The following is a 23,709-nucleotide window of genomic DNA, read 5'->3' as shown; positions in this document are numbered from 1 at the left end:
GGTGCGGGTGTTGTCCGGGAGGCGGAGTCATCGGCGGGGTGCGGTGACCGGGGCGAGCGGGGACGGCGGGAGGAGCTCGGTCGGGGAGTCGAAGACGGGCGTGGAGGGGTCCGGCGGCGCCAAGTGAGGCCAGACGCAGCCCAGTTCGGGGAGCGGGAGTCGGCGGTGGGAGAGCCGGTCGAGGGGCTGCCAGCGGGCGTCGGCCGGATTGGTGTGGGGGGTGAGGCCGGCGCTGGAGGTGGCCACGGGGACGAGGGCGGAGTCGCCGAGGGCGGCGAGGGCGGAGATCAGGGCGTGCCGGACGCGGGTCTCGCGGCGGACGGTGGGCAGCCAGATCAGGACGGGGGTGATGGTTCCCGTCGTGGCGGCGAGGCGGTGGTAGCGGGGGAGCTTCGCGGCCACGAGGTCGGGGCGTGTGGTGGCGAGGTCGAACTCCAGGAACCACTCGAAGCCGGCGGAGCCTTCCTGCCAGCGGCCGTAGCCGTCGGGGATGACGAAGTCGCCGAAGTGGCGCCGACAGCGGGCCTCGGACCACCACGCGGTGAGCCGGCCGGTGGCGTCGGGACGCCGGGAGCGGGCGATGAGAGCGGTGAAGAAGCCGTTCGTGCCCACCGCGTGCGAGAGGTGGAGGGAGTGCGCGATGCCCAGGGCACGGGCGTGCCGGTAGGAGAGGTCCTCCGGGTCGAGGCCGTCCTCGAAAGCGAGGGTGGCGGCACCGGCGACGTCGAGGACGTAGTGCATGGGGGCGCCGCCGCCGTTGGCGAAGAACGGCTGGAAGCGGTCGACCAGACGCCACTTCCACAGCTGGAGAAGGCGCTGCTGGGCGGAGTGCAGGGAGAGGAAGGCGGCCTCGGCGATCTGCGGGGTGGTCAGCACCCGGTGTTCGTGGAGCATCCGGGCGATCCAGAGGTCGCGTTCGGTGAGCCGCTCGGCGAGCCGGGTGACGTACGCGCTGCTCGCCGCGGCACGCTCGCTCAGCCGGGAGGGCCGGGTCCCGCGCAGGGCGCGTTGAGGAGTCGGGTTGTAGGCCATGAGCTGTGCCTCCGGACATGGGGTCAGGGCGTGCGGCGGGGATCTGCCGTACGCCGGGCTTGCGGGGGAGCGGGGGCCGGGCGGGGGAGGGCGCGCGAGGCGGCGGCGGCGCGGATCTGCTCGGCGCGGCCGGGGATCGGCGGGGGGAGGGGTTCGGTGACGACGGTGAAGGCGGGCGCCTCGGCGCCGTGCAGGACGGGTCGTACGACGGCGTGGAAGGCGTCGAGGTGGGAGAGGTCGTGCGCGGTGAGACGGGGGTGGGTGTGCTGGGCGAGGTGGCGGGCGTCCTCGGGGGAGGCGTTGAAGTAGACCTTCGTGCGGGCGTTGGTGCTGATGCCCTCTTCGAGGTCCTTGGGGAGCTGGCGCAGGTACTGGTGGGCGAGGGTCATCGCCAGGCGGAAGGCGCGGGCCTCGGCGAGCATGTCCTCCAGCGGATAGGGCAGGTTGAGGAAGTTGTGGGCCTCGTCGATGTACATCCCGGCGTCGTGGCGCCGGGACTGGGGGATGCGGGCGCGGCGGGTGGCGGCCTGCCAGGTCCGTGCCACCACGATCGAACCCACCAGCCGGGCGGTGTCCGTGCCGAGGGAGTCCTTCGCGATCCGCACCAGGCAGATCCCGCCGTCGAGGACCTGCTCCATGTCCACGGTGGACGGTCCTCCGGCGAGCGCGGAGCGCACGAACGGCCGCAGGAGCAGCCCGCGGAGCTTGTTCATCAGGGGAGCGGTCACCTGCGCGCGCGAGGCACCGGACAGGGAGTCGTACCAGGACCAGAACCCTTTGAGGACCTCGTCGTGGATCTGGTCGACCGCGCGCCGGCGGAAGGAGGGCACGGACAGCAGCCGGGGCAGGTCGGTCAGGAGCGGTGTCCCGGGGAGTTCCCGCAGGGTGAGCAGGCCGGCGCGCAGGATGTCCTCGGTGCGCGGCCCCCAGGAGGAGGCGTAGATCCGGGAGAAGATCGACACCAGGTTGTCGACCGTGCGGGCGGCGTCGGCGCCTTCGAGGGGGTTGAGGACGGGCGGGCGGGAGCGGCTGTCGGCGTCGAACAGCACCACCTTCTCGCCGAGTTCCTCGGGCAGCCGCATCAGGATGTCGGTGATCAGGTCGCCTTTCGGGTCGACCACGACCAGTCCGCGCCCGGCGTCCGCGTCGGCGAGGATCATGCGGGCCATCAGCTCGGACTTGCCGGACCCGGTGGCCCCCAGAATGTGGAGGTGCTGGCGGGCGTCGGGCACCCGCAGGCCGACCGGACGGGGGCGTCCGGAGTCGGTGAGGCCGATGGGACGCACGTCGGCCCCGGCGGTGGCGATGCCTGGGGGCGGTGGAACGGCACGCGCCCCGGCGCGAGGGAGGGCGGGGATCGCCTCGTCCCACGGCAGATGCGCGATCGCCGCCAGCTCGGGCAGCGACAGCAAGTCCCCCTTGTCCAAACGCCGTTCGGCGACCCGTTCGGCAGGACGGCGGATGCGGGCGCGGCGGTAGTAGTTGTGCTCGGTGAACGTGGCGAACGCCGACGCGATCGCATGGCACCGCCCCCGCAGCCGGTCCCGCGTCGCGGCACGCTTCCTCGCGTCCGGGGAACCGGGGACGGTCGCGGTGACGGCGTACCGGATACGGGTCTCGTACGACGCGCCGCGCTCCTTGGCCACGATCGCCCGGTCCTCCGCCGCGGTGCTCAGCGCCGTCTGACGGTCCACCACCGGAAGCGTGCTCCGGGTGCGGTGGGACGGGCCCGGTGTGACGAGGTCGAGGAGGCTCCCGAAGAGATGGGTGGAGCGCCGGCCGCGGGAGCGCCGTGCGGCCCGCCGTGTCTTCTTGACGCGGTGGCCGGTGACAGGGCGGGCGAGGATCTGGACGACGGCCTCCTCACCGGACCCGAGGCCGACGGGCGCGCCGAGCAGGGCGCGCAGCGGGTCGGTGGGGAAGACAGTGCGCAGGGGGAGTGCCTCGCTCCGGGCGAGCCGCATCTCCCCGCCCGCCGACTCGGCAGGGCGGGCCCGGCCGACCGTGACCGTGGTGGTGCGGGTGTGGGCGCCGGGCCAGGCGGCCTCGACGGCACGCTCCACCGCTCCGGGCGGGACGGTGCCGGGGACCCACAGGCGCAGGCGGATGGTCTCGCGGTCGAAGACGTACTCCCACGTCACGTGCGGCTGGCCGGTGAGATGACGGCGCCAGGCCGGGCGCAGGAGGCCCAGGAGATTCGCCCACAGGGCCTCGGCACCCGCCGGGTCGGCCGTCGGCGGGGGAAGCACGGCGACGAGACGGGCGCCGCTCGCGAGAGTGCGCCGGCAGCGGCGACGCCACCAGCGGCGGGTCCACAGCAGCAGAAGACACAAGGCTCCTGTGGCCGGGGCACCGAGCGGCGCCCAGGCGGGCACGGTGTGAAGGAGGGGGCCGAGGAGGGAGCGGACGGTGCCCGCAGGGTCGCGGAGGTAGTCCTGCAACAGCGACGCGAGGTCACGGTGATCGGTGGGCACGGCAAGTCTCCGGAAGTGAACTGGCCTTGAGGGCAGAGGTGTTGGACCGCGAGGCGCGAGGGCGGGAGCGGATCACGCACCGCCGAGGTCGATCTCGTCGTCAGGGTCCGCCTCCGACTCGGGGGACCTCTGGGCGGCGTCTTCCATGTCGGGGTCGAAGAGGTAGTCCTGTTCGCCCGGGGGCTGTTGGGCGTAGGCGGCGAGTTCGGCGGGGTCGGTGGTGATGAGGTAGTGCTCGGTGGGGGAGGCGGTGGCCTGGAAGGCGACGCGGTGGGTGCCGGCGGTCAGGAGGCCCTGGCCGCGGTCGGCGGTGAGGAGGAACTGCCGCTCGCCTTCGGAGAGGTCGAAGGTGCGGGCGATCTCGTCGACGGCCTGGGGAGCTTGGCGCAGGAGGATCTGCGTGGCGGCGTTCGCGACGAGCGCCTTGCCGAGGTCGGTGGCGAGGACGTCGGCGGCGTCCTGGGTGGCGGCGGTGAGCCCGGCCCACCGTTTGCGGAACGCCTTGGCCATGCGGAACAGGTAGTCCGCTCCGGCCGGGTCCTTCATCAGCAGCCAGACCTCGTCGACGGTGACGAGCCGGGGGCGGCGTGCGGCGGGGTCGGAGACCTGGCGCCAGACGGTGTCCAGGGTCAGCAGGGTGGCGGCGGGCTTGAGTTCGTCGGCGAGGTCGCGCAGGGAGAAGACGACGAGGTGGCCCTCGGGGCGGGTGGTCGTGGGCCCGGCGAAGAGGGTGGAGAACGCGCCGTCGGTGAACGGCCGCAGCCGGGCGGCGAGTTCTGCGGCGGTGCGGTTCTTGGTGCGGCGCAGGAGGTGGGCGAGGTCGGCGAGGAGCGGGGCCGGCCGTGTCCAGGTCCTGGGGTCCGCTGTGATTCCGGCGCGCTGGTAGGTGGCGGTGATCGCCTGGTCGAGCACGGCCCGTTGCTCGGGCGGGAGCGGGGTGTCCAGGAGGGCGGCGGTGAGGGTGTGGAGGAAGAGGGCGCGTCGGGTGAGGGTGTCCTTGGGGGCGGTGCGGCGTCCGTCGGGTCGGGTGTGGAGGGGGAGGTCGAGGGGGTTGAGGCGGACTCCGTCGGCGCCGAGGCGAAGGGTGGTGCCGCCGACGGTGTCGGCGAGGCGGGTGTATTCGTCCTCGGGGTCGATGACGTACGCCTCGATGCCCCGGTAGAGGGAGCGGAGGAGTTCGAGTTTGACGAGGTAGGACTTGCCGGCGCCGGAGCGGCCGAGGATGACGGAGTTGTGGTTGTCGAGGGTGAAACGGTCCCAGTGGACGAGCCCTTGGGAGCCGAGGTTGTGGCCGTACAGGACGCCGGTGGGGGAAGTGTGGGCGGCGGGGTCGGGCGGGGGGAGGTCGGGGCTGGTGAAGGGGAAGGCGGCGGCGAGGGCCTGGGTGTCGAAGGTGCGGCGCATGCGGATGGGGTCGAGGCCGAGGGGGAGGGTGGTGGTCCAGCCCTGGAGGGTGCGGTAGGTGGTGGGTTTCGCGTCGAGGAGGAGGCTGGCGGCGAGGGTGCGGACGGCGGCGGTCTCCTCGGCGAGCCCGGTACGGCTGGTGGCGTGGACGGTGAGGTAGAGGCCGAGGCGGAACAGCTTCCCCTCGCCTCGGGCGACCCGTGCGGACAAGTCGTGGGCGTCCTCGGTGGCGGCCTCCGCTTGGGGGTCGAGGAGCCGTCCGTGTTCGGCGTCGTGGCGGCGGCCGGATTCGAGGCGGGCGAGCTGGCGCTTGAGGTGGGTGGCGCTGGTGGTGGGGTCGACGGGTTCGACGTGGAGGCTGATGTCGAGGCGGCCGGGGTGGGTGAGGAGGGGCTGGAGCCAGCCGGGGTGGACCTCGCGGGGATAACCGGTGATCGCGAACGAGGCGACCCAGTCGCCGCCGACCTCAAGATGACGCGGTGCCACGGCGATCGAGTCCGGCGCGAACTCACCGCCCGCATCAACGTGTTGAGGATGTCGCATCACGGCGTCCACCCGTCCGCCGCCTTGGTGGTGACGATGTCGTCGGCGCCGGTGAGCGGTGCGCTCGCGGGCAGGAGGCTGTCGGGGTTGCACGCGGAGGCCAGGACCGCGGTCGCCTGACCAGCGTCCAGAAGCGTGACGTGCACGCCGAGCGGGTTGAGGAGAGCGGCGGCCTCGTGGACACGGTGCACGAGGTGGGCCTCGGCCGCGCGCCGGGCGGCCGGATTCGTCGGTTCGACGCCGTGGCGGTCTTTGTGCCGGCGCAGGGCGGCGGCCAGCCGCGATGCGTTGTCGAGTCGGGCGGCGGGGTGGACGGGTTCGCGTAGGACGAGGAGGACTTGGCGGGAGAGCAGGTCGCTGCCGGCGGCGAGGTGGTCGAGGAAGTCGGTGTGCTCGTGGGCGGCTGCCTCCAGCGCGGGGTGCGGCAGGGAGGCGGCCCGCTGGCGCAGTTCGCCGATCTGGGCGGTGAGGTCGAGGCGTTGGCAGCGGATGAGGATCTGGGCGGGGGTGGTGAGGGAGTGGAGGTAGCGGCCGAACCCGGCGACGAGGGCGTCTTGTTCGGCGGGGGTGCGCAGGGCGAAGTTCACGGTCCCGCACACCGCGATCGCGGCGATGCCGTCGGCGCCGAGGTCGACGATCCCGGCTTCCGTGACCCCCTCGGCTGGCAGCCGCAGCGCGGCCGGCGATGCCGGAGTGGGTTGAGGGTGTGTGGCGCGGACGGTGAGCCAGGCGGGTGCGGGGTGGATTCCTTCCGGGGCGGCGATCTGGAGTGTGGGGGCGAGGCGTTGGCGTACGGCGGCGAGGAGGAGCCGGTCGAGGGAGAGGCCGTCGCGCCGGCCCAGGGCGATGAAGACGGCGCACGCCGCGATCGGGGTCGCGGGGATCAGGAAGACCCCGGCGGGGACGAAGGACCGTGTCGCGGTCCAGGCGGTGTAGAGGACGAGGCCGGTGACGGTCAGGATGAGGAGCTGGCGGGCGGTGAGGTTGGCGAGGACGGTGTCCTCGCGGTCGACGTCGGCGGGGATGCGGACGGGCTGGGTCACGACGGACCACCTCCTCGGGGGCGGTAGGCGCGCGGTGGCGGGGGAGCGACGAAGGTCGTCGGGGGCGGCGGGCTGGTGCGCGGCGGGCGGGCCGGTGCAGGCGGGGGTGTGGGCGGTTGGAAGACGACGGGGGCTGGGGGCCGGGTGGTGTGGCGGGGTGGGATGTGGGGCTGCGGGGTGGGCGGCTGGAAGAGAGGCCGGGTCGGCACCGGGGCCCTGCCGGTCGCCCGGACCGCCGGAGCCGGAGAGGCGGAGCCTGGTGCGCGGAACGCGGGGAGACCTGGCGGGAAGAGCGGCCGGGGCGACGATGGAGTGGTTGTCTGGGGCGTGCCGGGGGCTTGAAAGGTCGGCATCGGAGGCGGCCCCGCGGCATGGCCGGTCGGTCCGCTCGGCCCGGGATACGGGGCGTGCGGCGGGAGGAACAGAGGGGGTCCCGGAGGCGCGAGCCTGCGCGGCGCCGGACCACCCGGGCGAGGTCCGGACGGGCGGCCGGAGCGTGACGCCCACCCCGACGGCCCCGGCGGCGGACTACGCCGCGCCGCACCGGCCGTACCGGCCGCCGCGGTGTGACGTCCGTGGAGGAAGCCGAACGTCTTGTACATCACGTACGCCCGCGCGACGCTCCCGACGAGGGAGTGACCGCTGCTGAGACGCACGGACCCCAGGACCCAGAACGGGATCTTGAAGACGATGTACATGAGCGCCAGCGTGACGAGGACGGTCACGAGCCCGCTGTCACCGAGCCCGAACAGCCCGCCCCTGCCGAACCCGCCCGGGGTGAGGAACACCCGCACCCCGGTGATCAGCGCGAGGGACTGCGCGACCTGGATGGCGAGCACGCCGCCGAACGCCCGCCACCACCAGCGGGCGACGGCGTCGGTCTGCGGCAGCACATGACAGATCAGGGCCAGCGGCGCTCCTACGACCAGGATGATCGTGAGTGCGACACGGACCACGAAGGTCAGCAGCAGGGCGACCAGCACGACGACGACCACCAGCCACATCAGGATCAGGAAGACGCTGCCCTCGTTCGAGGTGAAGGCCGTGAGCACGAAGTCCCGCAGCGCGAACCCGGCTGTAGAGGCGTCGACGCCCCCGCTGAGCGCGGCCCGCGAAAGCGCGTTGGCGAGGTCGACGGCCTTGCCCGCGAGGAACAGCGACAGCGCGGCGGCCAGGAACGCGACCGGGATACGCGGGACGACCTCCTTGACGGAGTACCGGGTCTGCACGCTCTCGTGGCTCATCACCACGATCCCCGCGACCGCGATGAGCAGGGCGTAGCAGGCGAGCGCGATCTCCCACGAGTTCGCCCACAACTCCCCCACCCGCGGCAGCGAGGCGGGGTTCGGGGTGGTGAGGAGGGTGTCGCTGAGGAGGTTCAGCAAAGGGTTGAGCGCGGACTTGACGACCGACCTGAAGAACCCGGTGATCGCGCTGTTGATGCCCTTCGCGATCCACCCGGAGATCCCGCCGCCCCCGCCCCCGTCGGGAACCTCGGCCGGCGGCAGCGCACTTGCCGACGGCACGGGGGAGGGCGACGCACCGGGTTGCGGGATACAGTCCGGCTCCGTGCACGAAGGCCCTGTGTCCGACGGCATCGGAACCGGGGTGGGCGAGGCGGAGGCCGTGGGGGCTGGTGCCGGGGCGGGGCTGGGACCGGGGTCGGCGACGGCGGTGAACACCGAGGCGCACACCGCCAGCACCACGAACCCGAACACCAGCGACCGACGCCGCCGACGCCGTCCACGACCGTTCGACATCGCCACGGGTGCCGGGCCGTGGTCCCTGAGCGCCTCATGGTGCGGACGGGTTTCCATCAGGCACCCACGATCCCTTTGAGGACCTCGACGACCAGCGGTGCGAGTGCCGCCATGCCGTATCCCCAACCGGCGCTCTTGAAAGCGGTCTTGGCCTTCTCCACCTCGCCGGGGTCACCGCCGGCCATGACGTACCGCATGCCGCCCAGGGTGAGGAAGACGGTGGCCAGCCCCGCGAGGATGCCCATGATCCAGTTACGGATGTTGTTCAGCACCTCGTTCACCGACGCCGCCAGCCCGAGCACCTGCCCGGACTCGGCCGCCGACGCGGACGACACCCCCAGCAGACACACCACCAGCAGCACGGTCCCGGTCAGCAACAGCCACCAGAAGACCGGGCGTCGGTCCTGGGCGAGAACCCGGTTCAGCGCCGCACGGCCCCGGACGGCCGCGAGCCGGAGACGACGAAGAAGAAGGAGTGTCCGGCGCATCAGTCCACCTCCGGATCTGAAGGGGAGTGGGAAGGGGTCGTGGAACCCCCGCATGTCAAAAGGCCGGAATCGGGGCCGTTTTTGGCCGTGCCCGGTCGGGATTTCTGCGTACGGCGGCTGCTCACGGGGTCCGCGGAGGCGACGCGGGGAAGGGCGTTGATCGCGGTGGAGGCGACGGGGTCGTCGTCGGTGGTGTCGAGGGCTTCGTCGTGGAGGTAGGCGGCGAGGCGGGTTTCGGCGCGTCTGCGGGTCTTGTAGGCGGCGTTGGGTGTGGTCCTGTGGCGGTCCGCCCAGTCGGTGACGGTGGTGTCGTCGAGTCGGGTGGAGCCGATGAGGTCGGCTTCGGTCCGGGTGAGGACCGCTTCGCGGACCGCGCGGGCGAGGACGAGGTCCGGGTGTCCCCAGGGGAGTCGGGGCACGGCCGGCCCGAATCCGGGGGCGACGGGGGTGGGGGAGTTGAGGGTCCTGGTGAGTGCGGCGTGTCCCTGGCGGTAGGCGGCCCAGCGCAGTCGGGGCAGGACCCGGGGGCGGACCACGTCCACGGACGCGAGTGCGTGCAGGAACCCGGAGACGACTTCGGCCTGGAGGTCGGGGGAGTCCCCCGGGAGGCTGTCGGTGAGACGTCGTACGACTCCGGCGAGGGCAGGCAGCGCCATTCCGGCACAGGCCAGTACCCAGGGGGCGCCGTCCCGCCGGGAGCGGCGCACGAGGAGGGTCCATACGGCGTCGCGGGTGAGTCGGGGGCAGGCGGGGTTCAGGAGGAGGGTGCGGAGTTCGTCGAGCGGCAGGTGACGGGGCGGCAGACCGCGGATACGGCGGCCGTCGACGGTCAGCGGTTCGGGTCCGCCGGCCAGGAGCGCGAAGGATTCCCGGACGGTGTCCAGGGGCAGGACGGGGGTGGTGCGGTGGGTGTCGTGGCGGGAGGAAGCCATGACCGGACGCCTCCTCAGGCAGAGGGGAAGAGGGACGTCCCCCACGGGAGCGCAGCGGCGACAAGGAACCGCCAAGGAGCGGCAATTGCGCCCAGGCCACAGGCCCGGGCAGCGCGCTCGGCCGACGCGTGAAGCGGGGCGCGGTCGGGCTCGGTCCGGGGAGTCTGAACCGGCGGCTGTGCACGGGTGAGCGGGCCGCGCTTTAGCGGTGGCGTAGGTCTTCTTTAGCCGGTGGTGCGGTACCGCGTCCGGCCGTTGGAGGCCAGCTCGCGGGGCCCTCCTGCGGTCTTCTGCCGGGGTGTGGCTAAAACGACGGTGAATCCCGGTCTTTTAGGTGCAGGCGACATACGCGCGCCAGTCCGGAGGAGACCGAGAATGGACCCGCGAACCCGCACCAGGACCAATTGCCGCGCGGAACACGAGAACCTTCAGGACCCGGGTCCGGCCGCCCTCGACCAGGCGGTCGTCCTGCCCGGGTCCGCACCAGGACCCGGCGGAAGCCCGCAGGACGGCGAGGACGTGGCCGGAGCCGGACACCGGTCGGCCCACCGACTCCGCAGGACAAGAGGAGTCACCCCACCGACTCGTTCCCGGACGGACACCTCCGCGCGGTCCGCATCAGGACCGCATCACCGCCCCCTGCGTCGCCCACCCGACTCTCGCACCCGCTCGGACGAGACCCCGCAAAGACCGGTCGAGTCCGCCGCGAACACCGTCCCGACTCCCACCCGGACACCCGGGACCGAGCCCCACGCCCCGGCACACCGCCCCAGGGACGCGGTGTCGGGCCGGCCGGGGGCGCGGGGCCGTCCGTCCACGCGACCGCCCGGCACTTCGCGAGGAGCGTTGAGCAGATGACGTCGGGCGAGGAACCCGGTAGGACCCCGGACACACGACGCGCCCACGATCTCGACACCTGGGTGCGGTCACTGTGCGCGTTCACCGTCGCGTCCGTCGCGGCCTACGCCTCCTACATCCACCAACGCGACTTCGCCGTACAGGGCGGCGCCGACCCCGTGAGCGCCGCCCTGTGGCCGCTCTCGGTCGACGGACTCCTCCTCCTGTCCACCATCGGTCTCCTCAAGCAGCAGGACGAACTCTCCCGCCGCACCCGCTGGTCCATCCGGACCGCCTTCCTCCTCGGCATCGCCGTCTCCCTCGCCGCGAACATCGCCGCCGCCCCCACCATGCAATGGAAACCGGTCCTCGTCGCCGGATGGCCGCCCGTCGCCCTGCTCCTGTCCGTCGAACTCCTCATCCACAGCCCGGACACCCCACCGAAACCAGCACACCCCACAGACCGTCCCGGACCGCAGAACCCGTCGACCACCCAGGAGACAGACCTCTTCAAGAAGGCCAGAGGCATCGACACCCGGCACCGCGAACGACACCAACGACCCGCCTCGGCCGAGACACTCCGCAAAGAACTCCACATCGGCGCGACCCGGTCGAGGGAACTCACGGCCGAGATCAGAAGGAGCATCGACTGCGGACAGGCATACCCGGACCAGGCGGACAAGCACGCCGACACGGGCTCATGACGGTCCCTTGCCCGTAGTCACTCCAGGCTTACGGCGACAGCCTCATCCGCGAGTACCGCGACTCCGTTCCCAAGCCCCTTCTTGTCGGCCAGGCCGCCTGTGTGATCCAGGACATCAGGAAGACTCTCGGGGAACTCACACGCCGCTGAGACGGCTCCACCCGGCATAGGACGTGCCGCAGAGCGCGCACCGCGGAGTCCCTCATGCTCAACGGCTGACCCGAGGACAACACCGTGCCCGAGACGGGCGAACACATCCGGGAGGCCGCCCCCGGTGGACCAGGGGCGGCACAGTCGTCGTACAGCCGTGTTCGGCCGCCCGGTCAGGGGCAGAGCCCCCGGTCAGAGTTGTAGTAGATGCCGGTCGTGCCGCTCCACGCCATGCAGATGCCGGGCCTGGCGGGGAGGTCCTTGTACACCGGGCCGGCGTAGCTCTTGAAGGAGCCGGCGTCCTTGGCCGGCTTGCCGCTGGTCGGCGTGGTGTCGAGGGTGACCTCCATGGGCATGCGGACGCCGGGCTTGGTGCGGATGTTGACGGCGCACCACTTCTGGTCCTTGTCGCTGTAGGCCAGGTAGATCGTGGAGATCGCCTTGTACGGCGCGGACTCGACCGGAGTCTCCCGGAAGACCTCGTACCCCTTGCCGCACTCCCCGTTGTACGCGCCGGGGGTGGCGGCCGAGGCCGGAGTGGTCGCGGCGATCGTGCCGCCGAGGGCCAGGACGGCGAGTGCGCCGGCGGTGGCCGCTTTGTGGCGGGTCATCGATTTCATGGTGTTCCCCCTGTGAGCGTCGTGGTCGGGACGGCCGGTCGTTGCCGTCCACGCACAGTGAGACAGGAAGTGCGTGCGGACAGTTGCTCGCTTTTTGTCGCGGTCCTGTCACCGGTGTCACGAGGATCGTTACAGGCAGGACGGCGCGGACGGCTTGGCGGGCCACCGTGTGCACCGTCGCCTCATCGAGACCCTGACATGTGTCAGGGACGCGGAGTCCCGGCCACGGCCTACAGTCCGAGGTGCTGACTCGGGGACCTCTTGGCCGCTACGACGGCTGGGACAGGAGCGCCTTGAACGCTCCGGTGCTGCGGCATGCCGCCTGGTCAGCCGTGAAGGGTCGGATTCCGGCAATCAGGAGGAGAAGGTGCGTAAAGCCGTACTCGGTTTGTTCGTGGCGCTGGCGGCTGTGCTCGCCGTAGCGCCGCTCGCCGGTGCTGACCACACCGAGACCGTCGCCTGCTGCGGCGGCACGGGCGGTTTCTGAAACCGCCGCCTGCTGCGGAGACGGGCCCGCAGTCCCGTAGACGGTACCCACCCGCTGAAGTGCTGGACAACACTCCCCTTGGACAAGGAGATGTGATGCGTAAAGCCGTAGTCGGTCTGTTGGTGGCGTTGGCGGCTGTGCTCGCCGTAGCGCCGCTCGCCGGTGCTGACCACACCGAGACCGTCGCCTGCTGCGGCGGCGGGCCCGGTTTCCCGTAGACGGCATCCGCCCGCTGAGGTCCCCGAAGTTTTAATGGGTACTCACCGCTAGCGCGATCTTGCAGCGAGGGTCCGCCAGCATGCTGGCGGACCCTTTCCTACGGTTCGAAGCGGTGGGCGGGTTGAATCCGTCCGCACCTGATCACGTGGTGCGGGGCACCGCTCGCCTTCTGTGACAAGCTCCGAGACCGCCGGCACGAGTAGGCACGGCGTCAGCCGGCGGTTGGTGCTTTGTGTGTCCACTGGCTGGTGCGGGGGCTTTTGTGAGGCGTTGGGTCATCATGGGGTGGGGAACTGGCGACCTCGCGTAATCGGCTGTCGTGTATTCCTCGTGCGCTGAGCTTGTCGGCGACTTCGTTGAGGTCAGCAGCGTATGCGGGCGACGTCACCGTCGATACGGACGATGCACTCTTTGAAGAGCGCCATGGGCTGACCTTCGTCTTCGGGAACCAACGTTAGTCCGAGGTCCATGATGGGCTTGATGGCCTGCGCGGTTCGAGAGCCGTCGGGGTCTGGGCCGTGCAGGGTCGCCCAGCTCTCGAACAGCACACGGACCCCTTCCCATCCGGGCCCTGGGATGAAGTGGCAGAGGAAAGTTGGCTGATCAGTTGCGTACTGCCGTAGCTCGCCGATCCGGGTGTCGCCCTGTGTGAGCCACCACGTGCCGTTCACTACCGCTCCCTTCAGCTCAGCCGCGGCTTCGAGCAGGTTGCCTGAGCTCCCGAGCTCCGTAGTGTCGAATTGTCCGTCAAACTGGCTCCCTCACGCGGAAGTTCAACAGACGTGTGGGCGGCCTCCGTCCGATTCTGTGCTCCGACCAAGGAATGCACCGAACCAGAACGAAGGCCGTGTGGATGAGCCTGCCGCACCTCGATGTCCCAGGGGAAGCGTCACGCTTCCGGGACCACTTCTTCGATTGCCTGACTGCACGCGGGGACGAACTGTTCGAGCTGGCCGACGCGCTGCTGTGCGTGGATGGTCCGGTGACCTCGCCGGTGGAGCTCACGCTGGTGGCCGAGCACCGGCGTGGGCACGGCGCGATGTACGAGGCGTTGAACTGCGGGAACGTGGACGTGCCCCGGCTGCGGCAGGTGCTGGCCGGTCTGCCGATGCCGCGGGCCGCCGACGGGCGCCTGGTCCTGGCGGTCGACGTCAGCCACTGGCTCCGCCCGGACGCGCCGACCAGCGCGGACCGTCTGTTCTGTCACGTCTACGGCCGCAACGGCCGCTCCTCAGACCAGTGCATCCCCGGCTGGCCGTACTTCTTCGTCGCCGCCCTCGAATCGGGCCGCACCTCCTGGTGCCAGCTCCTGGACGCTGTCTGTCTCGGACCCGAAGACGACGTCGCCGAGGTCACCGCCGTCCAGGTCCGCCGGGTCGTCACCGACCTGATCGAGATGGGCCGCTGGCATGACGGTGACCGCGACATCCTGATCGTCTTCGACGCCCCGCGCATGGCCCAGCTCCTGGATCTTCGTATCGACCTCGATGAGCTTCCGGTCCTCGGCGATGATCTCCTCGTACCGGGCCCGGAAAACGCTACCGACCTTCGTTCTCGTGGGCATGGCGCCTACCACTCCTCGGCACGGGACGCCGGCACTCCCTCCGCCGGCGACAAGTCCCGGCTTCTGCTCGCAGCATCTTGCCGCACGAGACTCATGACAACCCATGGCCAAAGCTGTTACGTACGACGGGTTCAAAAGACGACCTCTTACGTCAACGGGCCGTTGCCGCCGAGACCCGCTGCACCGTAGGTTCTCCGCGGTGACCTTGATGGAGACGCAGAGCCTCGCGTCGATGAGCGACGGGGCGCGGTTGTGCTGGACGGCGCTGGGGGACACGGCTCGGCAGCCGCCCGTGGTGATGCTCCACGGCGGTCCGGGGCTGCCGGACTACCTGGGCGACGTCGCCCCCATGGTCGCGGACCTCACGCCCGTGTACCGGTACGACCAGCGTGGCACCGGCCGATCCCCGTGGGAGGGCCGTCATTCCCTCGGCCGGCATGTCGACGACCTCGCCGAACTGCTCGACGTATGGGAGGTGCCCAGGGCCGTGCTGGTCGGGCACTCCTACGGCACCGACCTGGCGAGCCGGTTCTGCCTGGCGTACCCCGATCGGATCGCCGGAATGCTGCTGATGTGCGGGCCGTTCGTCGGTGACTGGCGCGCCGGGGACCGGGCGGAGCGTGACCGCCGTATGACCGCCGCGCAGCAGGAGCGGCTCCGCGTACTGGAGGAGTCGCCGCGCCGTACGGAGGAGGAGGAAGTCGAGCTGCTCACGCTGGCCTGGTTCACCGACCATGCCGATCCCGAACGTGGCTGGAACTGGGCAGCGCGGGGTGCCCGGCGGCGGCGCCCCGTCAACTGGGTCATGAACAGGGAACTCGGCAGGGAGGGACGCGCGGACCCGCTCGACGGGCACCTTGCCGAACTGAGTGAGCACTTGCCCGCGCGAACGGAACTCCTCGCCGGGGTCGCCGATCCTCGGCCCCTGTCGGCTCTCGAATCACTCGCGTTCCGGCTCGGTCTACCGTTGACGCGGATCGCGGACGCCGGGCACGAGCCCTGGCTGGAGCAGCCCGACGCCGTACGTACGCACCTCCGGAGATTCGTGCGGGGCGCGGTGGACGCATAGGGCTTCGACCGGCCCTCCGGCCGTGTGCTTCCCGGCCTCGGGTGCACACCGCGACCCGGTAGCCGTACGGCTGCCGTCAGGCCCCCCAGCGCACGGCGATCGTGTCTCCGACGCCCACGGCCGTCTCCCGTGCGGCGGTCGCGAAGGACGAGCCGTCGATGCTGACCTTCCAGGTGCTGGAGCCGTTGGCGGCCGTGCCGTTGAGGGCGGTGACGGTCCCGGTGCCGGAGGACGGTGTCACGGCTGTCACGCAGCCGGACGGAGTGGCCGAACCTCCCGAACCCCCTGAACCTCCCGAACCCCCCGAGCCCGTCGCCGCGTCGAGGACGGCACCCAAGGTCGTCGTCGCGCCGGTCGGCGTCAGGGCGACCGAGCACACCCGCAGGTTCCCGGACCCGTCGTCCACGGTCAGCGCCAGCTTCGTCGCCGTACCGGCGGTGAAGGACGACTGCCCCACCCACTGCGGGGCGCCGGCGGTCGTCGGGACGGGCGGTGTGGCCGTGAAGCCGCCTCCGGCCACCGCGCGCAGGCCGTCGATGGACGCGTACGAGGACGGACTCGTGTCGCTGGGCAGGTACTTGAAGCCGCCGCCGGGGTTGAACTGCTGGGCGATCAGGAAGTCGACCGGGGTCTTGCCCTGGGCGGTGAGGAAGTCACCGGTCTGCGGATTGATCCCGCAGGCGTTGAGGCCGGACACGGCCCAGCCGTTGGAATCGGTGTTCACCCCGAACACGGCGTTGAAGGCCCCGGTGCTCGCCACCAGCTTGCTCTTGAGGAACGCCTTGGCCTGCACGACGTCGGTGTCGGTGTTCGGCACGCCCGACACGCACAGCGCCGCCATGGCCGCGCCGGTCATGTCGATGTCGCTCGCGGCGGCGAGCTGGGTGGGGTTGCCCTCGGCCTTGCCGTAGTTCCAGCCGCCGTCGTTGTGCTGGTTGGCGCGCAGCCGGGTGACGATCGCGTCGCGCAGCGACTGGGGGACGCGGACCTGCCCGGATGCCGTCTTCGCGCCGCCCAGGGCCAGCGCGGCGAACACCGTGCCGTTGAAGGTGGCCGACGGGCCGAAGTAACCGGCTTCCGAGGTCTGCCAGTAGCCGTAGATGTCGGCGATCAGGTTGCGGGAGGCGGAGACACGGGCCGGGTCGAGGCCGGCGGCGTAGGCGTTGAGGGCGGCGCGTTCGTAGTCGGTGACGACGGGGGAGGAGGACGGCCAGCCGCCGGTGGACAGCAGGTCGCGGTAGACGGTTCTCGCGTTCTTGCTCGTGTCGCCGCCCGGCGTCACGTCCACGGCGGCGGTCCCGGCCGCGGCGAAGGCGCTGAACGCCCACTCGTTGGACAGCCCCGACCCGGCGTACGAACCGTCCGCCGCCTGAAGGGACTTGAGGTAGGTGACGCCGTTCGTCTTCGAGGTGGCGATCTGCGCCGGGGTGGCGGTGGCCGCCGCGGGCAGCGTGGTGAGCGCGAAGGCGCCGAGGGCGGCGGCGAGGGTCAGGGCGGAACGACGGGACATGGCCTGCTCCTTGGGTGAGGGACGCCGACCGGACCCGCCTGCGGTGGGTGGGGCCGCCGTCCGGGACGCGTGGATCGGCTTCCGAAGGTGCTGCGCCGCCTGGGCATTCGGGCTCGGAACGGCCCTCTGCCGTCCCACACCGCTGCGCGTCAGCCCCGGACTCCCACCGGGTTCCCCCACTCGGCAGTGCCGGACGGTACCCGACCGCCACCCGCGTGGCCAGAGCGACCCGCGTCACCCTGTGCGACACCTTGACGCTCTCTGTGAACCGTGTTCAAATCCGCCTGATACGCAAGAAGTTCCAGGGGAAGCCGGTCGAAAACCGGCGCTGACCCGCAACCGTGGGCCCGGCACACGCCGGGCGAGCCGGACTGCCTGGAGCGTGATCCGAGCAACGAACGCCGTCGCGGACTACGGCGTGGTGCGACCGACTCTCGTACGGGGGAACTCCCGTGACCACGAGGGTCCTCAACCACGTCTCCGTCCCGCGCCGGACGAGGGGGCGGCCATGGGGACCGGAGAGCGAAGAGGCGCGCGGTCGGGCACAACACCCGGCGCCTGGACGGCACTTGCGACCGCGCTGCTGCTGATCGCAGCCGCCTGCACGACCTTCCTCACCACCATCTCCCCAGCCGCCGCCGACCCCATCGGCGACTGCACCGCGACCGACGGCGCGGTCGCCGCCGTCGACTTCGAGCCGTTCGGCGGCAAGGTCGAGCGCGGCTGCGACACCACCCCGACCACCGGCTACGACCTCCTCCACGACGCCGGCTTCACCACCACCGGCACCCGGCACGACGGCCCCGGCTTCATCTGCCGTATCGGCTCCGGCACCTTCAACTCCGGTACGCAGTACCCGACTCCGGACGAGGAACCCTGCGTTCTGACCCCGCAGGCGACGGCCTACTGGTCGTACTGGACCGCCGCACCCGGCCAGGACGAATGGACCTACAGCCGGTACGGAGCCATGGACCGCACACTCAAGGACGGCGACGTCGACGCCTGGGTCTACGGCGGCACCGACGTCGGCGGCAGCACGGGCCGGCCCGCCTTCACCCCGGACGACGTCCGCGCGGGCACCACCGGCACCCCCGATCCGGGCACCACCCCCACCGGCGCGCCCGGCGACATCGACCTGGCCTCCGCGGCGACCTGGCTCAAGAGCCGCCTCACCGACGGCGAACGCGTCGTCGACGACGGCGCCCCGAACCACCTCCTGACCACCGAGACCGCCTACGCCCTCGCCGCCACCGACGGCAGGAGCGCCGGCCTCGACAAGATCACCGCCTTCCTCGCCGCCCACACCGCCGACTACGCCTACCCGAACGGCACCGACCGGGCCCCCGACGCCACGGCAGCCGCCCGCCTGGCCCTCCTCGCCGAGATCACCGGACAGGACGCGCACACCTTCGGCGGCCACGACCTCGTCGGCGACCTGGCGAAGAACGTGTGCGCGGCGGGCCCGGAGTCCGGCGAACCGACCCCCGGCTGCACCGCCAAGGGCGACTTCGCGGGCGCCGGGTACGCCGAGGGACAGGCTCTGTCCGTACTGGCCCTGTTGCGGTCCGGAACGACTCCTCCGGCGGCCACCGTCGGCCGCCTCACCCAACTCCAGTGCGCCGACGGCGGCATCACCAGCATCCTCATCCGCCCCGGCGAGCACTGCGACGGCGACTCCGCCACCACCGGCCTGGTCGCCCTCGTCCTGAACAAGGCGGGCGGTCACGACGACGCGGTCACGAAGGCGCGCACCTACCTGACGAAGACCCAGCGCGCGGACGGCGCGTTCCCCGGCTACACCGGTTCCACGACCGGCGGCGTGTACGCGACCGCGTACGCCGCCCAGGCCCTGCGCGTACTCGGCGACACCACCCGCGCGAACGCGGCCGTGGGCTGGCTGTCGCGGCAGCAACTCGACGGCGGCGGCTTCGGGTTCGAGGAGGGCGCCACCGACCCGGCCCTCTATCCGACCCCGCCCGCCGTCCTCGCCGGCGCCGGCACCAGCCTCGTCACCCTGACCACGAAGCAGGCCGAGCCGACCGACCCGCCGACGACCCCCACCGCGCCCCCGACCACCCCGCCCCCGGGGGTCGGCCCCGACCTCAAGAAGGGCGTCGCCTACCTCACCGACCCCGCCAACCTGAAGCAGGGCCGCTACTACACCGCCGGACCCGGGACGACCCGCGCCGACTTCGGCCTGACCGTCGACGGCGCCTACGCCCTCGCCGCGACCGGCCTCGACAACGCCGGACTGCGCGGCATCGTCGACTTCCTCGACCACGAGGGCAAGGACGGCGAGGGCCGCACCGTCAACGACTGGACCGGCATCGGCACACCCCACGCCACCGGCGGCTCCCTCGGCAAGACAGCCCTGCTCGCCGAGGCCGTCGGCCGCGACCCGCGCGACTTCGCCGGCCACGACCTGATCGCCGCGCTCGACAAGGCCGTATGCACGAAGGCGAGCACCGCGCCCGACCGTTCCTGCGCGGCGAAGGGCGCCTACACCTATGCGCCTTCCGTGTTCGGCCAATCCCTCGCGGTGATCGCGCAGTTGAGGGCCGGGGAGAAGGCGCGGGAGCCGGTCGCCTATCTGGCGAGCCTCCAGCAGGACAGCGGCGCCTGGCCGAGCCTGATCCCGGCGACGAAGGACGCCGACGTCGACTCCACCGCGATCGCGGCCATGGCGCTCGATCTGGCCGGCGGCGACACGGCGGAGAAGGCCGTGGACAAGGCCCTCTCCTGGCTCGCGTCAAGGCAGTTGGCCGACGGCGGCTTCCCCGGCGCCGCCGGGAACTCGGTCAACTCGGCCGCGCTCGCGGTGCAGGGGCTCTCCCTCGACGCGGAGAAGTACGCCGACGAGATCGCCGACGCCCGGAGGTTCCTCGCCGGACAGCAGAACGACGACGGCGGGTTCCGGGTGGCGAAGGAGGGGCAGGCCGGCTCCGACCTGCGCGCCTCCACCCAGGCCGTCGGCGGCGCGACCGGCGTCAGCTTCGGCACCCTGACGCGCAGCCTGGCCGGCACTTCGCCCCAGCCCACACCGAGCCCCAGCGGCAGCGCCCCGGCGATCGTCACGCCGGGCGGCGGCACCGGGGGAGTGGGTACGGACGGCGGCAGCGGCAGGGGAGTCCTGGCGTCGACGGGCGTACAGGTCGGCGCCCTCGGTGCGATCGCCCTCGTGCTGGTGCTCGCGGGCTGGTGGACCGTCGTCATCGCCCGCAGGCGCGCGGCGAGCGGAGCCGGGCGATGACCGGACGAGTCCTGCGGGCCGGGGCGGCTCTTGGGCTGACGGCCGCCGCGCTCGCCGCCGCGCTCACCCCCGCCACGGCCGCGCCCCAGCCCATGGGCCGGTGCACCACCACGTCCGGAGCGGTCCTCGCCGTGGACTTTAGCCACTGGGGCGGCCCGGTCTACCGCTCCTGCGGCACCACCCCGACCACCGGCTACGAACTCCTCAACCAGGGCGGCTGGCGAACCACCGGCACCGGACACGACGGGCCCGCGTTCATCTGCCGCATCGGCTACAGCGGACACGACAGCGGCAGGCAGTACCCGACCGCCGCCGAGGACGACTGCGTCCTCACCCCGCCCGCCTCCGCCTACTGGTCGTACTGGCACGCAGACCCGGGCGACGACGACTGGACCTACAGCCAACTCGGCGCCATGCTCTACAAACCCCAGCCCGGCAGCGTCGACCTGTGGACCTTCGGCGGCACCGACGTCGGCGGCACCCAGGGCCGCCCGGCGGTCACCCCCGGACAACTGCGCGCCCACAACACCCGCCCGCAGGGCGACGCCCCCAAACCCTCCGCCACCGGGAAGACCCCCGCGTCGCCGCCCGACACGGACCCCGGCCCCGCACCCGAACAGCCCCGGACCACGCCACCGACGCCGTCACCCGAGAAGACGGAGCCCAGCGCATCCCCCTCGACGCCCCCCACCCCGCCGCCTCCCTCACCGGCTGCCGAGACTCCCCGCCCCAGCACCGGCGTGGTCGACGCCGCGCCCGCCGCCGACGCCCCGCACGACTCCGGCTCGCTCACCCCGGTCGCCGTCGGCGCCGCCCTGGTCGCGCTGATCGGCGGCGCGGCGGCCTTCGCGGCCCGCCGACGCCGTCGTACGGAGTGACCGCCGTGTCCCGTACGACCGTGGCGGCGCCCGCGACCGGTCCTGCGCCGGACACGGGCGGGCGCCGGCTGCCGCGTGTCCTGCATCCGGTGGCCTGGTGGGTGTGGGCCCTGGCGCTGGCCACCGCCGTCAGCCGTACCGACAACCCGCTGCTGCTGTTCCTCGTGCTCGCCGTCCTCGGCTATGTCGTCACCGCGCGGCGCACCGAGGCCCCTTGGGCGCGCGGCTTCAAGTACTACCTCTATCTGGCCCTGACCGTCGTGGCGATCCGGGTCGTCTTCCGAGCCGTCTTCTCCACCGGCATCACCCCCCACGACCACTTCCTCTTCTCCCTCCCGCGCGTTCCCACCCCCGACTGGTACGCGGGCATCCGGATCGGCGGCCCGGTCTCGCTGGAGGCGCTGCTCTCGGCGGCGACCGACGGACTGCGCCTGGCCTGCATGCTGTGCTGCATCGGCGCCGCGAACACCCTCGCCAATCCGAAGCGGGCCCTGCGCGTGCTGCCCGGCGCCCTGTACGAACTCGGCGTCGCGGTCACGGTCGCGATCAGCGTGGCCCCGCAGTTGGTGCAGAGCGTCCAACGCGTCGCACGGGCAAGGAAGTTGAGGGCCGGACGTACTCAGGGGATGCGGGCGCTGCGCGGGATCGCCGTCCCGGTGCTGGAGGACGCCCTGGAACGTTCCCTGCGGCTGGCCGCCGCGATGGACTCCCGGGGCTACGGCCGCGCGGGCACCGCCACCCGCCGCTCCCGCCGGATCACCGGCGCGCTGATGCTGCTCGGCATGTGCGGTCTGTGCGCGGGGGCGTACGGACTGCTGGACGCGACCGCGCCCGCCTTCCTCGGCCTGCCCGCCATGGGACTCGGCGCCGCACTGTGCCTGGCCGGCCTGCGCCTCGGCGGCCGACGCGTCACCCGTACGACCTACCGCCCCGACCCCTGGCGGCTGCCCGAGTGGGCCGTCACCGGCAGCGGCGTCCTCTCCGCCGTCCTGCTCCTGACCGGCCTCGGCTACGACCCCGCCCAGCTCAACGCCACCTTCCACCCCCTCACCTGGCCCGACCTGCCCCTGATCCCCACCGCCGCGATCCTCCTCGCCGCGACCGCCGGTTTCCTCTCGCCCCCGCCCGGAGCGCCGTGATCACCTTCGACCAGGTCACCGTCCAGTACGACGACGCCCCCCAACCCGCCCTGAAAGACGCCGACTTCACGGTCGAGGAGGGCGAGCTGTGCCTCGTCGTCGGACACACCGGCGTCGGCAAGTCCACACTCCTCGGCGCGGTCAACGGACTCGTGCCCCACTTCACCGGCGGCACCCTCCACGGCCGGGTCACCGTCGACGGCCGCGACACCGCCCACCACCCGCCCCGCGAACTCGCCGACGTCGTAGGGGTGGTGGGCCAGGACCCGATCGACGGCTTCGTCACCGACACGGTGGAGGAAGAACTCGCCTACGCCATGGAGCAGTTGGCGATCCCGCCGGGGACCATGCGCAAACGCGTCGAGGAGACCCTCGACCTGCTCGGCCTCGCCGACCTGCGCCACCGCGCCCTGAACGAACTCTCCGGCGGCCAGCAACAGCGCGTCGCCATCGGCTCCGTCCTCACCGCCCACCCCCGGGTCCTCGTCCTCGACGAACCCACCTCCGCCCTGGACCCGACCGCCGCCGAGGAGGTCCTCGCCGCCGTCACCCGCCTCGTCCACGACCTCGGCGTCACCGTCCTCATGGCCGAACACCGCCTGGAGCGCGTCGTCCAGTACGCCGACCGCGTCATCCACCTCCCCGGCGACGGCCGAGCCCGCATCGGCCCGGCCGCCGACATCCTCCGCACGTCGAGCATCGCGCCGCCGATCGTCGAACTGGGCCGCGCGGCGGGCTGGTCCCCGCTGCCCCTGTCCGTCCGCGACGCCCGCCGCGCCGCCGCACCCCTGCGCGCCGAACTGACCGACCGCACCCCGGCACCAGTACGCCCGGCACCCGCACAGGAACGGGCCCGGCTGCTCGCGGCGCGCGGGGTCACCGTCACCTACCGGGGCGTGCCCGCCGTACGGGAGGTCGACCTCGATCTGCACGCCGGGGAGGTGACCGCCCTGATGGGCCGCAACGGATCGGGCAAGTCCTCGCTGCTGTGGGCGCTCCAGGGGTCGGGACCGCGCCGCGCCGGGACGGTACGGACCGCCGACGGAACCGATCCCCACGACGTGCCCGCCGCCCGCGCCCGCCGACTGGTCGGCCTGGTCCCGCAGACCCCGGCCGACCTGCTCTACCTGGAGAGCGTGAAGCAGGAACTCGACCAGGCGGACGGCGAATCGGGCACGACGGCGGTGTCGGCACGCGAGATCCTGGACCGGCTCGCTCCCGGCATCGAGGACGCCACGCACCCCCGCGACCTGTCGGAAGGACAGAAGCTCGCCCTCGTCCTCGCCCTCCAACTCTCCGCCGCCCCACGGGTCGTTCTGCTGGACGAACCGACGCGCGGCCTGGACTACCGGGCCAAGACGGCGCTGACCGGGATCGTCGACTCTCTCGCGGGGGAGGGCCGGGCGGTCGTGATCTCCACCCACGACGTCGAGTTCGCCGCGCGGGCCGCCGACCGTGTGGTCGTCATGGCGGAGGGAGAGGTCGTCGCCGACGGTCCGACCGTCGAAGTCATCGTCTCCTCACCGGTGTTCGCGCCCCAGACGGCCAAGATCCTCGCCCCGCTACCGTATTTGACGGTGGATCAGGTCGAGGCGGCCCTGTCGTGA

The 23,709-nt window shown here is 72.2% G+C and carries 17 protein-coding genes, 1 pseudogene and 2 riboswitches; of the genes and pseudogenes, 8 read left to right on the top strand and 10 right to left on the bottom strand.

Annotated features, from left to right (window positions below; genetic code table 11):
• Window positions 1–27: 27 nt before the first annotated feature.
• The 7 genes from ABZX85_RS47540 to ABZX85_RS47510 form a co-directional block, all read right to left on the bottom strand.
• Window positions 28–1,032: a replication-relaxation family protein gene (locus ABZX85_RS47540; RefSeq protein WP_355884443.1), complete on the bottom strand. Its 1,005-nt coding sequence runs from the start codon at window positions 1,030–1,032 to the stop codon at window positions 28–30.
• A 23-nt stretch (window positions 1,033–1,055) separates the two neighbouring features.
• Window positions 1,056–3,506 carry a DUF87 domain-containing protein gene (locus ABZX85_RS47535; RefSeq protein WP_355884441.1) on the bottom strand — a complete coding sequence of 817 codons (2,451 nt, stop codon included), beginning with the start codon at window positions 3,504–3,506 and terminating at the stop codon, window positions 1,056–1,058.
• Window positions 3,507–3,578: 72 nt separating this feature from the next.
• Complete coding sequence (locus ABZX85_RS47530; RefSeq protein ID WP_355884439.1) at window positions 3,579–5,453, bottom strand: DUF87 domain-containing protein; 1,875 nt, start codon at window positions 5,451–5,453, stop codon at window positions 3,579–3,581.
• Complete coding sequence (locus ABZX85_RS47525; protein WP_355884437.1) at window positions 5,453–6,496, bottom strand: PrgI family protein; 1,044 nt, start codon at window positions 6,494–6,496, stop codon at window positions 5,453–5,455. The genes ABZX85_RS47530 and ABZX85_RS47525 overlap by 1 nt, the downstream gene beginning before the upstream one ends.
• Window positions 6,493–8,022: a hypothetical protein gene (locus tag ABZX85_RS47520; RefSeq protein ID WP_355884435.1), complete on the bottom strand. Its 1,530-nt coding sequence runs from the start codon at window positions 8,020–8,022 to the stop codon at window positions 6,493–6,495. Before ABZX85_RS47520 ends, ABZX85_RS47525 begins: the two co-directional genes overlap by 4 nt.
• A gap of 290 nt (window positions 8,023–8,312) precedes the next feature.
• Window positions 8,313–8,744: a pilin gene (locus tag ABZX85_RS47515; RefSeq protein WP_355884433.1), complete on the bottom strand. Its 432-nt coding sequence runs from the start codon at window positions 8,742–8,744 to the stop codon at window positions 8,313–8,315.
• Window positions 8,744–9,676: a hypothetical protein gene (locus tag ABZX85_RS47510; protein WP_355884431.1), complete on the bottom strand. Its 933-nt coding sequence runs from the start codon at window positions 9,674–9,676 to the stop codon at window positions 8,744–8,746. Before ABZX85_RS47510 ends, ABZX85_RS47515 begins: the two co-directional genes overlap by 1 nt.
• Window positions 9,677–10,530: 854 nt before the next feature.
• Between ABZX85_RS47510 and ABZX85_RS47505 the strand changes: the two genes are divergently transcribed.
• Window positions 10,531–11,217, top strand: coding sequence for a DUF2637 domain-containing protein (locus ABZX85_RS47505; protein ID WP_355884429.1), 687 nt, complete (start codon window positions 10,531–10,533; stop codon window positions 11,215–11,217).
• Window positions 11,218–11,539: 322 nt separating this feature from the next.
• Here the strand turns inward: ABZX85_RS47505 and ABZX85_RS47500 are convergent, their stop codons facing one another.
• Window positions 11,540–11,977, bottom strand: a complete 438-nt coding sequence (locus ABZX85_RS47500) for a hypothetical protein (protein ID WP_355884427.1) — start codon at window positions 11,975–11,977, stop codon at window positions 11,540–11,542.
• Between the two features lie 591 nt (window positions 11,978–12,568).
• Here ABZX85_RS47500 and ABZX85_RS47495 point away from each other — a divergent pair.
• Entirely contained in the window at window positions 12,569–12,691 is a 123-nt protein-coding gene (locus tag ABZX85_RS47495; RefSeq protein WP_355884425.1) for a hypothetical protein, read from the top strand.
• Between the two features lie 363 nt (window positions 12,692–13,054).
• Here the strand turns inward: ABZX85_RS47495 and ABZX85_RS47490 are convergent, their stop codons facing one another.
• On the bottom strand, window positions 13,055–13,240 hold the full coding sequence (locus tag ABZX85_RS47490) for a hypothetical protein (protein ID WP_355884423.1): 186 nt from the start codon (window positions 13,238–13,240) through the stop codon (window positions 13,055–13,057).
• A 305-nt stretch (window positions 13,241–13,545) separates the two neighbouring features.
• Between ABZX85_RS47490 and ABZX85_RS47485 the strand changes: the two are divergent.
• Together ABZX85_RS47485 and ABZX85_RS47480 are read left to right on the top strand one after the other, a co-directional pair.
• A pseudogene (locus ABZX85_RS47485) lies at window positions 13,546–14,160 on the top strand (transposase); the annotation flags it as partial.
• A gap of 304 nt (window positions 14,161–14,464) precedes the next feature.
• Window positions 14,465–15,325 (top strand): alpha/beta hydrolase, encoded by an 861-nt coding sequence (locus ABZX85_RS47480; RefSeq protein WP_355884507.1) that lies wholly within the window; start codon window positions 14,465–14,467, stop codon window positions 15,323–15,325.
• A 76-nt stretch (window positions 15,326–15,401) separates the two neighbouring features.
• On the opposite strand, the gene ABZX85_RS47475 is transcribed toward ABZX85_RS47480, so the two are convergent.
• Window positions 15,402–16,835, bottom strand: coding sequence for a hypothetical protein (locus ABZX85_RS47475; protein WP_355884421.1), 1,434 nt, complete (start codon window positions 16,833–16,835; stop codon window positions 15,402–15,404).
• A 101-nt stretch (window positions 16,836–16,936) separates the two neighbouring features.
• A riboswitch (cobalamin riboswitch) is annotated at window positions 16,937–17,012 on the bottom strand.
• A gap of 91 nt (window positions 17,013–17,103) precedes the next feature.
• A riboswitch (cobalamin riboswitch) is annotated at window positions 17,104–17,229 on the top strand.
• Window positions 17,230–17,343: 114 nt separating this feature from the next.
• On the opposite strand from ABZX85_RS47475, the gene ABZX85_RS47470 reads away from it, so the two are divergent.
• From ABZX85_RS47470 to ABZX85_RS47455, 4 genes are read left to right on the top strand one after another with little or no spacing between them, the layout of a single operon-like run.
• Window positions 17,344–20,085, top strand: a complete 2,742-nt coding sequence (locus tag ABZX85_RS47470) for a prenyltransferase/squalene oxidase repeat-containing protein (protein WP_355884420.1) — start codon at window positions 17,344–17,346, stop codon at window positions 20,083–20,085.
• A complete protein-coding gene (locus tag ABZX85_RS47465) occupies window positions 20,082–20,963 on the top strand; it encodes a hypothetical protein (RefSeq protein WP_355884418.1) in 882 nt (293 codons plus the stop codon). Before ABZX85_RS47470 ends, ABZX85_RS47465 begins: the two co-directional genes overlap by 4 nt.
• The gene (locus tag ABZX85_RS47460; protein WP_355884416.1) at window positions 20,960–22,102 is read left to right on the top strand and encodes an energy-coupling factor transporter transmembrane component T; all 1,143 of its coding nucleotides are present in this window, start codon (window positions 20,960–20,962) and stop codon (window positions 22,100–22,102) included. Before ABZX85_RS47465 ends, ABZX85_RS47460 begins: the two co-directional genes overlap by 4 nt.
• Complete coding sequence (locus ABZX85_RS47455; RefSeq protein WP_355884414.1) at window positions 22,099–23,709, top strand: ATP-binding cassette domain-containing protein; 1,611 nt, start codon at window positions 22,099–22,101, stop codon at window positions 23,707–23,709. Before ABZX85_RS47460 ends, ABZX85_RS47455 begins: the two co-directional genes overlap by 4 nt.

Source organism: Streptomyces sp. NPDC004539 (assembly GCF_040610055.1).
In the GTDB taxonomy this organism is placed as follows: domain Bacteria; phylum Actinomycetota; class Actinomycetes; order Streptomycetales; family Streptomycetaceae; genus Streptomyces.
This window is presented reverse-complemented; position numbering and strand designations above follow the sequence as displayed.

Coding starts and splice junctions, on each gene's coding strand:
- ABZX85_RS47540 (WP_355884443.1), bottom strand. CDS start 1,032: ATGGCCTACAACCCGACTCCTCAACGCGCCCTGCGCGGGACCCGGCCC.
- ABZX85_RS47530 (WP_355884439.1), bottom strand. CDS start 5,453: ATGCGACATCCTCAACACGTTGATGCGGGCGGTGAGTTCGCGCCGGAC.
- ABZX85_RS47515 (WP_355884433.1), bottom strand. CDS start 8,744: ATGCGCCGGACACTCCTTCTTCTTCGTCGTCTCCGGCTCGCGGCCGTC.
- ABZX85_RS47510 (WP_355884431.1), bottom strand. CDS start 9,676: ATGGCTTCCTCCCGCCACGACACCCACCGCACCACCCCCGTCCTGCCC.
- ABZX85_RS47505 (WP_355884429.1), top strand. CDS start 10,531: ATGACGTCGGGCGAGGAACCCGGTAGGACCCCGGACACACGACGCGCC.
- ABZX85_RS47500 (WP_355884427.1), bottom strand. CDS start 11,977: ATGACCCGCCACAAAGCGGCCACCGCCGGCGCACTCGCCGTCCTGGCC.
- ABZX85_RS47495 (WP_355884425.1), top strand. CDS start 12,569: ATGCGTAAAGCCGTAGTCGGTCTGTTGGTGGCGTTGGCGGCTGTGCTC.
- ABZX85_RS47480 (WP_355884507.1), top strand. CDS start 14,465: ATGGAGACGCAGAGCCTCGCGTCGATGAGCGACGGGGCGCGGTTGTGC.
- ABZX85_RS47475 (WP_355884421.1), bottom strand. CDS start 16,835: ATGTCCCGTCGTTCCGCCCTGACCCTCGCCGCCGCCCTCGGCGCCTTC.
- ABZX85_RS47470 (WP_355884420.1), top strand. CDS start 17,344: ATGGGGACCGGAGAGCGAAGAGGCGCGCGGTCGGGCACAACACCCGGC.
- ABZX85_RS47465 (WP_355884418.1), top strand. CDS start 20,082: ATGACCGGACGAGTCCTGCGGGCCGGGGCGGCTCTTGGGCTGACGGCC.